The sequence below is a fragment of the Kribbella sp. CA-247076 genome, assembly GCF_050942445.1.
In the GTDB taxonomy this organism is placed as follows: domain Bacteria; phylum Actinomycetota; class Actinomycetes; order Propionibacteriales; family Kribbellaceae; genus Kribbella.
On record NZ_CP192051.1, the window covers coordinates 822,103 to 832,271 of the forward strand.

11 protein-coding genes are annotated in these 10,169 nt (G+C 69.5%); 4 read left to right on the forward strand and 7 right to left on the reverse strand.

Features of this window, described 5'->3' with window-relative positions:
- Nucleotides 1-71: 71 nt before the first annotated feature.
- From ACQPYZ_RS03880 to ACQPYZ_RS03890, 3 genes are all read right to left on the reverse strand, one after another.
- Entirely contained in the window at nt 72-977 is a 906-nt protein-coding gene (locus tag ACQPYZ_RS03880) for a carbohydrate ABC transporter permease (protein WP_433165265.1), read from the reverse strand.
- Between the two features lie 49 nt (nt 978-1,026).
- Nucleotides 1,027-2,313 (reverse strand): extracellular solute-binding protein, encoded by a 1,287-nt coding sequence (locus tag ACQPYZ_RS03885; protein ID WP_433165267.1) that lies wholly within the window; start codon nt 2,311-2,313, stop codon nt 1,027-1,029.
- A gap of 111 nt (nt 2,314-2,424) precedes the next feature.
- Nucleotides 2,425-3,429 (reverse strand): LacI family DNA-binding transcriptional regulator, encoded by a 1,005-nt coding sequence (locus ACQPYZ_RS03890; protein ID WP_433165269.1) that lies wholly within the window; start codon nt 3,427-3,429, stop codon nt 2,425-2,427.
- Between the two features lie 103 nt (nt 3,430-3,532).
- Here ACQPYZ_RS03890 and ACQPYZ_RS03895 point away from each other — a divergent pair, with 103 nt between their 5' ends.
- Nucleotides 3,533-4,078 (forward strand): MarR family winged helix-turn-helix transcriptional regulator, encoded by a 546-nt coding sequence (locus ACQPYZ_RS03895; RefSeq protein ID WP_433165271.1) that lies wholly within the window; start codon nt 3,533-3,535, stop codon nt 4,076-4,078.
- Nucleotides 4,078-5,217: an MFS transporter gene (locus ACQPYZ_RS03900; RefSeq protein WP_433165273.1), complete on the forward strand. Its 1,140-nt coding sequence runs from the start codon at nt 4,078-4,080 to the stop codon at nt 5,215-5,217. Before ACQPYZ_RS03895 ends, ACQPYZ_RS03900 begins: the two co-directional genes overlap by 1 nt.
- On the opposite strand, the gene ACQPYZ_RS03905 is transcribed toward ACQPYZ_RS03900, so the two are convergent.
- Complete coding sequence (locus ACQPYZ_RS03905; protein ID WP_433165275.1) at nt 5,214-5,417, reverse strand: hypothetical protein; 204 nt, start codon at nt 5,415-5,417, stop codon at nt 5,214-5,216. The genes ACQPYZ_RS03900 and ACQPYZ_RS03905 overlap by 4 nt on opposite strands.
- A 61-nt stretch (nt 5,418-5,478) precedes the next feature.
- Entirely contained in the window at nt 5,479-6,516 is a 1,038-nt protein-coding gene (locus ACQPYZ_RS03910) for an aldo/keto reductase (RefSeq protein ID WP_433165277.1), read from the reverse strand.
- A gap of 158 nt (nt 6,517-6,674) precedes the next feature.
- Between ACQPYZ_RS03910 and ACQPYZ_RS03915 the strand changes: the two genes are divergently transcribed.
- Together ACQPYZ_RS03915 and ACQPYZ_RS03920 are read left to right on the forward strand one after the other, a co-directional pair.
- A complete protein-coding gene (locus tag ACQPYZ_RS03915; protein WP_433165279.1) occupies nt 6,675-7,709 on the forward strand; it encodes an aminotransferase class V-fold PLP-dependent enzyme in 1,035 nt (344 codons plus the stop codon).
- 50 nt (nt 7,710-7,759) lie between these two features.
- Nucleotides 7,760-8,161 carry a MerR family transcriptional regulator gene (locus ACQPYZ_RS03920; protein WP_433165281.1) on the forward strand — a complete coding sequence of 134 codons (402 nt, stop codon included), beginning with the start codon at nt 7,760-7,762 and terminating at the stop codon, nt 8,159-8,161.
- Here ACQPYZ_RS03920 and fdhD read toward each other — a convergent pair.
- Nucleotides 8,158-8,985 carry a formate dehydrogenase accessory sulfurtransferase FdhD gene (gene fdhD, locus ACQPYZ_RS03925; protein WP_433165282.1) on the reverse strand — a complete coding sequence of 276 codons (828 nt, stop codon included), beginning with the start codon at nt 8,983-8,985 and terminating at the stop codon, nt 8,158-8,160. The two genes, ACQPYZ_RS03920 and fdhD, sit on opposite strands and share 4 nt — an antisense overlap.
- Complete coding sequence (locus tag ACQPYZ_RS03930; RefSeq protein ID WP_433165284.1) at nt 8,973-10,109, reverse strand: molybdopterin molybdotransferase MoeA; 1,137 nt, start codon at nt 10,107-10,109, stop codon at nt 8,973-8,975. The genes fdhD and ACQPYZ_RS03930 overlap by 13 nt, the downstream gene beginning before the upstream one ends.
- Nucleotides 10,110-10,169: the final 60 nt, after the last annotated feature.

Here is a 10,169-nt window from a genome sequence, read left to right on the forward strand (position 1 = left end):
CTTGGGGAAGGTCCAACGCGGTTCCACCGGTCCGGAATTCCGGGTTGTCGCAGGCAACGTCACGGCGGCCATCAGCGCACCTCCTTGCGGCCGGAGAACAGTTTGAACTGCAGCACCGAGACGATCACGATGATCACGAAGAACAGGTACGAGATCGCCGACGCGTAGCCGATCCGGTAGTTGGTGAAGCCGTTCTGGTAGATGTACTGCACGATCGGCCGGGTCGCGTAGTTCGGCCCGCCGTCGGTCATCAGGTAGATCTGGTCGAAGATCATCAGCGAGGCCACCAGTTGCAGGACGACGATCAGGCCGGTGGTGCGGCTGAGCAACGGCAGCGTGATCCGGAACAGCTTCTGCCGTCCGTTCGCGCCGTCGATCGCGGCCGCCTCGTAGATCTGGGCCGGGATCCCCTGCAGGGCGGCGAGGTAGAGCAGGAAGTTGAATCCGACCGTCCACCAGACGGTCGTGATCACCACCGCCAGCATCGCCCGGTTCTCGCTGTTCAGCCAGTCGATCTCGGCGAAACCGCCGGCCGTCAGCAGACCGTTCACCAGGCCGAAGCCGGGCTGGTAGATCCAGACCCAGATCAGTGACACGACGGTCGCGGGCAGCACGAACGGAGCGAAGTACGAGAATCGCAACAGCCAGCCCAGCAGGCCCTGGCGGTTCGCCAGCAGGGCCATCACGAGCGCGATGACCACCAGCGGCGGGGTGCTCATCACGGTGAAGACGAAGGTGTTCTTCAGCGACGACCAGACGGCCGGGTCGCCGAACATCTCCCGCCAGTTCTGCAAGCCGAGGAACTCACCCCTGACCCCGGCGAGACTGGTGTTGAAGAAGCTGTTCCAGAGGCCGGAGAAGGTCGGCCAGAGGAGGAAGAAGGCGAACAGCAGCAGGAACGGCGCGACGAAGAACAGCCCTGCCCAGCGTTCCTTCCACGGCTGCCCGGTCTCGGATCGCGCCGACCGCGTCGGCATACCGGATGCTTCCCGGGTTGGTGTCTGCACGGCCATGAGTGACCTCCTGTCAGACCGGGGACGGGGTGTCGAGCAGCGTCTGGGTGGCTGCCTTGAACTGCGCGAGCGCGGCCTTCGGCGTCGCCTGGCCGGAGAAGACGCCGCTGAAGGCGGCGCCGGCTTCCTCCTGCAGCTGCGCGCCGGATCCGCTGAACCACGCGTTCGGGTCGAGCAGCACGTCCGGCGCGACACCGCGGTACTCCGCCTGCGGCTTCAGGCTCAGGTACTCCTGGCTCTGTGCCACCGGCTGGTACGACGGAATGTGCCCACCGGCCGCCCAGGCCGCACTGTGCTTCAGCATCCAGGCGATGTACTCGACCGTCGCCTTGGTGTCGTCCTGGCTCCGGTTCGACTGGTGCGGCAACACGAAGGTGTGCGCGTCACCGGCGAACTTCGGTACGTCGTACACGACCGGGAACGGCGCCATGCTGAACGGCAGCTTCGCGGTCTGGTACGTCGTCACCTCCCACTCCCCGTTGAAACTCAGGCCGGCGTCGCCACTGGTGAACTGGGCGACCAGCGCCGGATAGTTGGCCGACCGCGGGACCAGGCCGTCGGCGGCGAGTTTCGCCATCAGCTCGAGGGCCTCCAGCGCCTTCGCGTCGTCGAGGACCAGCTCGGTGCCGTCCTCGTTGAAGAACTCGCCCTCGAGTTGGCCGTACAACGTCCACCACATCCGCCACGGGTTCGTGGTCTCGATCGAGGCGCCGTACTTGCCGGTCGTCTCCTTGACCGCGCGGATCATCTCGACGAACGCGTCCACACCCTTGACCGGCTTGATCTTCCCGTCAGGCCCGAGCAGTCCGGCCTTCGTGCAGATCTCGGTGTTGTAGTAGAGGACGAACGGGTGCTGGTCCAGCGGGACGGCGTACAACTGGCCGTCCACCACGCAGCGCTCCCAGGTGGCGGGCAGGAAGTCCTGCTCGCGGATGCCGGCGGCGTTCAGCATGTCGACCGGGATCGGGTCGAGCATCGTGCTCGGGCTGAACCCTTTGAGCCGGGACAGGTGCAGGGTCGCGATCTCGGGCGCCCGGCCGCCGGCCGCGGACATCGCCAGCTTGGTGTAGAACGGCGGTCCCCAGGCCAGCGTGTGCGCCTCGAACCGGACGTCGGGGTGCTCGGCCATGTACTGCTCGTGGATCTGCAGCAGCCGGGCGCCGTCACCGCCGCCGAACAGGTTCCACTGACGGATCCTGGGCGAGGCGCCGAGAGTGCCGCAGCCGCTCAGCGCGAACGCACCGCCGAGCAGGCCGGCGAGCACCGTCCGGCGGGCGAGGGGAGGGGGTTGATCGAGCATCCGCAGGACCTCCCGGACAGATTTACATCGGTGTACTACATCGGTGTAGAGGATGATGCCCGGACGGTTCGGGACCGTCAACCCTTCGGGGATGGTGGCTTTGCGTGACCGTCAGCCGACGGTGGACTCACGCACATGCAGCTCGTACGGCGCGACGATCTCCTGGTGCTCGGACTCGTCGCCGGCCATCCGGCGGACCAGCAGCTCGACCGCGGTGCGGGCGATGTGGATCCGGTTCGGGTCGACCGTGGTCAGGGTCGGGCTGCTGTAGCTGGCCTCGTCGATGTTGTCGAAGCCGGCGACCGCGACGTCGTCCGGGATCCGGATGCCGCGCGCGGTCAGGGCGCGGACCGCGCCGAGTGCCAGCGTGTCGTTCAGCGCGAACACGGCGTCGAACTCCAGCCCGGTGGCGAGCAGCTCCTCGAGTGAGTCCGCGCCGCTCGAGCGATGCCATTGGCCGCCTGACACGGCCAGCTTCTCCGGCACGGGTACGCCGTACTCCGCCAGCGTCTCGGCGTACGCGGCGTACCGGATGGCGGCGGTGCCGACCAGCTCGCCGGGGCGGATGCCGATGACCGCGATCCGGCGGCGGCCCTCATCGAGCAGGTGCCGGACGACGGCCTTGGTGCCCTCGACGTTGTCGATGATCACGTGGTCGACCGGGCCGTGGAAGATCCGCTCGCCGAGCAGCACCATCGGCGTCGGCGTCCGGAGCTGGTCGACGTCCTCGGGGCCGAGACCGAGCGGGCTGTAAAGGAGGCCGTCGACCAGGTGGCCGCGGGGCCGGGCCAGGGCGGTCAGCTCGCGGTCGCGGTCGGCGTTCGTGGTTTCGATCATCACGGTCAGGCCGTGCTCACCGGCCGCCGCGATCGCCGCGTCCGCGAGCTCGGCGAAGTACGGGTTGCTCAGCTCGGGGACGGCCAGCGCGATGATGCCGGTGCGGCCGGACTTGAGGTTCCTGGCGGAGATGTTCATCTGGTAGCCGAGGGCATCGATCGAGGCCAGCACCTTGGTGCGGGTCTCCTCGCGGATGTACGGGTAGCCGTTCATCACGTTCGACACCGTCTTCGGCGACACCCCGGCATGCCGGGCCACGTCCCGCATGGTCACTGCCACGGCATCACCCCCGACACACCGGATCTGGTCTCCCACACCGTAGTCCACCCGGCCGACACGCCCGGGCTGGCGCGAACGTATGCGTGAGTCATATGACTGAATCATGTCTGAGTCGAACCTGTGGGCCGCCTGGACGCTCCGCAGTCACGATGCGCTCACGGCAGCGGTGAGCGCGGCGGCGCCGCCGGGCCTCGCGTTGCGCGACCTCGCGGCGCTGACCCTGATCGCCAGCCACGCCGGCTGCTCGGCCGACTGGCTGTGGAGCCGGATCGGGCTCACCCAGTCCGGCACCGTCCGCCTGATCGACCGGCTGGAGAGACTCGGGTACGTCGACCGCGTACGCCGCGGCCGCGTCCTCGAGCTCAGCCTGACCGCCTCCGGCCAGGAGCTGTTGGCGACGTGGAACGCTGCCCGCGACCAGGCCGGCCGTGACGTGCTCGATGCGTTGACGCCGGAGGAGCGGCGACGGTTCAACGACCTACTGGCCACCGCGCTGCGGCGAACCTCCCGCGAGCGTTCCGAGGCCGACACAACCTGCCGCCTCTGCAACTGGCCCATCTGCACCAACTGCCCAGTCGACAAGTCAGTCACCCAGCCAACCGACGCCCCGGACGGGTCGGCTGGTGGGGTGGGTGGTGGGGGGCCGTGATGGGGCGGCCGCTGGTGGGGTTGGCGGCGGCGTGGACGTTGGCGTCGACGGCTGACAGCTTCCTGCTGTTCGTGCTGTTCTGGATCGCCGAGCCGCAGGGGTGGTCCGGCGCGCAGACGGCCTTGCTGATCGTCGCGATCCGGCTGCCGACAGTCCTCGGCGGCATCGTCGGTGGTCGCGCCGTGGACCGCTTCGGCCCCGTGCAGATGTTGCTGCTCGACGTCGCCGTACGTGCGGTCCTGATGGCCGTACTCGTCGTCGCCGGCTGGTCGCAACAGTTCTCGCTGGGGATCGTGCTCACGCTGTGTGCGGTGGCAGGGGCGACCACGCCACTCAGCTACGCGGCCGCGCGGACCCTGGTGCCTCGGCTGGTGGACGACGAGTTGCTGCCTCGCGCAAACGCATTGCTGGGCTTGGGTGATCAGCTGCCGATGCTCCTGGGCGCCGCGTTGGCCGGTCCTGCGCTGGCGCTTCTCGGACCGGGGCGCGCGTTCCTCGTGCCGCTGGTGATGTTGGCCGGCGTTGCCGCGATCGCCGTACGGCTGCCGCGTCGTACCGGCGTAGCTCGGCGGGCTGAGGCGCGGACCGGATGGGCGTCGGGACGCGTGGTCGGGTTGATCGGGTTGTCGGTGGCGTACTACTTCACGTATGGGCCGTTCGACACCGTGTTGCCCTACTTCACCCGAGAGCAGTTGGGAAGCGGGGTCGGTGGTTACACCTTGCTGTGGGTGCTGTTCGGAGCGGCCGCACTGGCCACGCTGCCCCTGGCATCGCGGCTCGCGGAGCGGCGCCCCGGTTTGGTCAACGCGCTCGGCGCGATGGTGTGGGGACTGGTCACGCTGCCGATCGTGCTGACCGACGACCTGCCGGCGGCCGCGGCGATCTTCCTGGTCTCCGGAGCGGTTTGGGGACCGTACTCCGCGATCGAGGCGACCGCTCTGCAACGGTGGGCCGACCCGGCGAGTCACGGCGCGATGTTCGGCACGCAGCGTGCGCTGCTGTCGATCGCGTTCCCTCTCGGTGCCGCGGCCGGTGCCGTCGCCGTCGACCACGTGACCCCCGCAGCGATCCTGGCCGTGTCGGCCCTGAGTTGCACCGTCGCCGGAGCGGTGGCAGTGATCCCGTTCCGTTGCGGCTAGGCGCCGTACGGCGGGCGGTTGAGCGGCATCAGCCTGATGCCGACCTGCAGCGCCTTGCTCAGGATCGCCGACTCCGGGCGGCCCAGGCGCATGCTGATCACTGAGGGTGGCAGGTTGTCGGCAGCCAGTTCCTTCAGTTGGTTCAGTTCCTTCGCTGTCCAGGGTTCCGCGGCGTTGCGGATGGACTGCGGCAATCCCATCGTCCTCACTTCTTTCGTTGCAGATCGGTTCCCCGGTGCCCGATCTGCAACGATTGAAAAGTCAGGCCGGCCGGCGCCTGCGCAGGGCCGGGTCGGTGAGCGAAGGCGGGCGCCACGCGCCGTCCGGCGGGTAGAGGTCCGTGCCCGGCGGGACGATCTCGTCGATCCGGTCGAGGGTGGCGTCGTCCAGAGTGAGGTCGGCGCTCTTCAGCAACCCGTCGAGCTGCTCCATCGTGCGCGGCCCGCTGATCACCGACGTCACGCCCGGGTGCGTGGTGACGAACGCGAGCGCGAGCTCAGGCAGCGTGCAACCGATACTCTCGGCGACCTCGATCAGCTGCTCGACCGCGTCGAACTTCGCCGCGTTCCCCGGAATCGACGGGTCGAACCGGAATGGCGTCAGCGCCGCGCGACCCGTCGTCAGGTCCACCGGCTGATCCTTGCGCACCTTGCCCGACAGGAATCCGGACGCGAGCGGGCTCCAGGTGAGCACCCCCATCCCCAGGCGCTGGGTGGTCGGCAGCAACGAGCGTTCGATCCCCCGGCTGATCAGCGAGTACGGCGGTTGCTCGGTCCGGAACTTCCCGTAACCACGCCGTTCCGCGACGTGGTACGCGTGCACGAGGTCCTCGGCCGGAAACGTCGACGACCCGAACGCGCGGATCTTCCCCTGGCTGACCAGGTCGGTCAGCACCCACAGGGTCTCCTCGATGTCCGTGCTGTAGTCGGGCCGGTGGATCTGGTACAGGTCGATCCAGTCGGTGCCGAGCCGGCGCAGGCTGTTCTCCACCTCCTGGACGATCCACCGTCGCGAGTTGCCGCTGCGGTTGCGGGTGCCGTCCTCGAGCGGGAAGTGCACCTTCGTGGCGAGGACCACGTCGTCGCGGCGGCCCTTTAGCGCCTTGCCGACGATCTCCTCGGACTCGCCGCGGGAGTACATGTCCGCGGTGTCGACGAAGTTGACGCCCTGGTCCAGCGCGGCGTCGACGATGCGGATGCAGTCGTCGTGGTCGGGGTTGCCGACCGCGCCGAACATCATCGCCCCGAGGCAGTGCGCGCTGACCTCGATCCCGGTCCCACCCAGCGTGCGGTAACGCATCTACGAGCTCCTCAATCTCTGCTGCCCGGAACGCTAGAAGCTAGAGCGCTGTCTAGGTCAAGCCCGCCACTTTGGGCACCTACTGAGCACCGCAGCGGCGATCGCGTGGGTGACCGGTGCACAAAGTCGGCGTTGGACGTGTGCATAGGCTGGGGATCGTGGAGTTCGCAGAGCTGTGGGATCCGGAGCCGGGCTGGCTGAACACGGCGTCGTACGGGCTGCCGCCGAGGCCGGCCTGGGAGGCGTTGCAGGCCGTGCTGTCCGACTGGCGAGTGGGCGCGACCAGTTGGGAGCCGTGGGACGAGTCGACGACCCGCAGCCGGGAGTCGTTCGCGCGGCTGATCGGTGTGGACGCGGCCCACGTGTTCGTCGGCAGCACCGTGTCCGCGGCACTCGCTCCGGTCGCCGCCGCGTTGCCGGACGGCGCGACGGTGCTGACCGACGACGTCGAGTTCACCTCGAACGTCTTCCCGTGGAAGGTGCACGAGGACCGTGGCGTCGAGGTGGTCGCCGTACCGGGGGACTCGGTGGTCGCGGCGATCCGGCCGGGGATCGACGTGGTCGCGGTGAGCGCGGTCCAGTCGTCGACCGGCGCCGTCCTCGACCTCGCCGCAGTCGTTGCCGCAAGCAAGGAAGTCGGCGCGCTCGTGGTGATCGACGCAAGTCAGGCCGTCGGCTGGCTGCCGCTGACCGTGGACGGGATCGACGTCCTCGTCGCCCACACCTACAAGTGGCTGATGTCACCGCGGGGCGCGACGCTCGGCTACCTCTCGCCGCGACTGCAGGAGCTCTGCCGCCCGTCGGCCGCCGGGTGGTACGCCGCTGCCGACGTCCACAGCTCGTACTACGGGACGCGGATGGAGCTCGCGGACGGTGCCCGGCGGTTCGACCAGTCGCCGGCCTGGTTCTGCTACGTCGGCGCCGCACCGGCGCTCGAGCTGGTCGAGCAGATCGGCGTCGAGACGATCAACCGCCACAACGTCGGGCTCGCGAACGAGTTCCGCGCCGGCCTCGGCATGCCGCCGTCCGACTCGGCGATCGTCAGCACCACGCTCGCCGGCGCCCAGGAGGCCTTCGCGGCTGCGGGCATCCGGGCCGCCGTCCGGGACGGGAAGCTGCGGGCGTCGTTCCACATCTACTCGACGCGGGTCGACGTACATCAAGCCCTCTCCGCCCTGAAACCGCTGCTGTAAGACCTGGAACCCGGTCTGGAAGACCTAGAGGCTGGTCTAGGGTGCCGCCTATGAGCACGGGACTGAGCATCGGGCAGGTGGCGGAGCGGACCGGGCTGAGCGTGCACGCCCTCCGGTTCTACGAGCGTGAGGGCCTGCTCGCGGATCCGGTCCGGCGGGAGTCGAACGGCCGCCGCGTGTACACCGAGGACGACATCGACTGGCTCGACCTGTGCATCAAGTTCCGCTCGTCCGGGATGCCGCTCGAGACCATCCGCAAGTACACCGATCTCGTCCGCCAGGGCCCCGGCAACGAACAAGCCCGCCTCGCCCTCCTCCGCAGCCACCAGGACCACGTCACCGCCCAGATCCAGCAACTCACCGACTGCCTGAACGTCATCACCCACAAAGTCACCACCTACCAACAACACCTCGCCACCGGCGAGCCCACGTGCACCTGGGAAACCCCCTAGGTGACGGTGATCCGGTCCGGGTGGGCGTAGACGTTCATGGTGCCGTTGCGGATGAAGCCGGTGAGGGTGAGGCCGGACTCCTGGGCCAGGTCGACGGCGAGGGAGGACGGGGCGGAGACCGCGCCGAGGATGGGGATGCCGGCCATCACTGCTTTCTGGGCGAGCTCGAAGGACGTGCGGCCGGACACGATCAGGATGCACGAGCGGGCCGGGACGTGACCGGCGAGGACCGCCCAGCCGATGACCTTGTCGACGGCGTTGTGGCGGCCGACGTCCTCGCGGACGACGAGCAACTCGCCGGTGGAGGTGAAGAGCCCGGCCGCGTGCAGACCGCCGGTGCGGTCGAATACCTGCTGTCGCTTCCGGAGCGCATCGGGCAGACCGGCGAGTACGTCGAAGCGCACTCGCACCGGGTCGTCGGCCGGCGAGTAGCGCGTCCTCAGCCGGACGGCGTCCAGCGACGCCTTCCCGCACACACCGCAGGAGGATGTCGTGTAGAAGTTCCGCTCGACCCCGGTGACCGGCGGCGGCACCCCCGGCGCCAGGCCGACGTCGAGGACGTTGTACGTGTTCCGCCCCTCGTCGTCGCGCGAGTCGCAATACCGGGCGTCGCGGATGTCGTCGACGCTGCCGATCACGCCCTCGGTGTGCAGGAAACCGTGGGCCAGCTCGACGTCGTGCCCTGGCGTCCGCATGGTGACCGCGAGCGGCTTGCCGTCCACGCGCAGCTCGAGTGGTTCCTCGACCGCGATCGAGTCCGGCCGGGAACGGTCGCCGGCCGGACCGAGCCGCAGTACCGGACGACGTGCGATCAGACGCCCCATGGTCGCGCTCCCGGGTCGAGTGGCAGCAGCCGCGCGGCGATGGCAGCCGCCGGACCCGGGTCGACCACGGCGAGCGCGTCCGCGGCCGCAACCCCACGCAACATCGCCGATCCGCCATGCCCGAGCGGTACCGCGCCTTGTGCGGTGACCCGCACATGGACGAGCCGAGTACTGCGTGGATGGCACGGCAGCCCACCCGGAACCGGCGCAACCGTCAACGCAGGAAGGGAAAGACCACGCATCCGCCGGATCACGGCCACGCCCAACGTCAGGAACGCGGCCAGCGCGGCGAACGGGTTGCCGGGCAGCCCGACGACCAGCCGCCCGTCGGCGAAACGTGCCAAGGCCTGTGGATGCCCGGGCCGGCACGCGACCCCGTCGATGATCAGCTGGGCCCCGATCGCGGACAACGCCGGCCGCAGGTGATCAGCCGGGCCCGACGCCGACGAGCCCGACACGAGAATGAGCTCCCCGTCCGCCGCCAGCAGCGCGTCGACCAACGCCGTACGGTCGTCGGGGAGATGCGTGACGGGCAACGCGACCGCACCGGCGCGGGTGATCAGGCCGGGCAGCATCGGCCCGATGGCATCCCGTACCCGTCCCGGGCCGGACGGGCCGCGGTGCACCAACTCGTCCCCGGTGACGATCGCGGCCACCCGCGGCTGGGGTACGACGGTGAGCCGGTTGAGGCCGACGGACGCCGCGACCCCGAGCACCGGCGGATCCACGAGCACGCCGGCAGGCAGCAACTGCTCGCCGGCCGCGCACTCCTCGCCGGCTCGTCTGATGTGCCGACCCGGCTCACCCGGACCGTGCAACAGCTGTCCGGTGAGCCGAGCGTCCTCGTCCCGCACCACCGAGGTCGCCCCGGCGGGCACCGCCGCCCCGGTCGTGATGCTGCACGCCTCGCCTTCGGCCAACTCCGGGGGAGTGCGTGACGTCGCAGCCACGTGACCCACCAGCCGCCACGGTCCGGGGCCGCGCACGGCGTACCCGTCCATCGCGGACCGATCCACCGGCGGCACCGCGACCGGGGAGACCAGCGGGGACGCGAGGACGGTGTGCTCGGCCTGGGCCAGCGGCCGGGAGACCGGTTTGCCCGCTACGGCGGTCGCGTACGCCAACTCCCGGGCAGTGTCCCAGGAACCGAAGGACAGGAGGTGCCCGGTTGGGTGGGCCGTTTG

Coding starts and splice junctions, on each gene's coding strand:
- ACQPYZ_RS03900 (WP_433165273.1), top strand. CDS start 4,078: ATGGGGCGGCCGCTGGTGGGGTTGGCGGCGGCGTGGACGTTGGCGTCG.
- ACQPYZ_RS03905 (WP_433165275.1), bottom strand. CDS start 5,417: ATGGGATTGCCGCAGTCCATCCGCAACGCCGCGGAACCCTGGACAGCG.
- ACQPYZ_RS03885 (WP_433165267.1), bottom strand. CDS start 2,313: ATGCTCGATCAACCCCCTCCCCTCGCCCGCCGGACGGTGCTCGCCGGC.
- fdhD (WP_433165282.1), bottom strand. CDS start 8,985: ATGGGGCGTCTGATCGCACGTCGTCCGGTACTGCGGCTCGGTCCGGCC.
- ACQPYZ_RS03880 (WP_433165265.1), bottom strand. CDS start 977: ATGCCGACGCGGTCGGCGCGATCCGAGACCGGGCAGCCGTGGAAGGAA.
- ACQPYZ_RS03895 (WP_433165271.1), top strand. CDS start 3,533: ATGTCTGAGTCGAACCTGTGGGCCGCCTGGACGCTCCGCAGTCACGAT.
- ACQPYZ_RS03920 (WP_433165281.1), top strand. CDS start 7,760: ATGAGCACGGGACTGAGCATCGGGCAGGTGGCGGAGCGGACCGGGCTG.
- ACQPYZ_RS03910 (WP_433165277.1), bottom strand. CDS start 6,516: ATGCGTTACCGCACGCTGGGTGGGACCGGGATCGAGGTCAGCGCGCAC.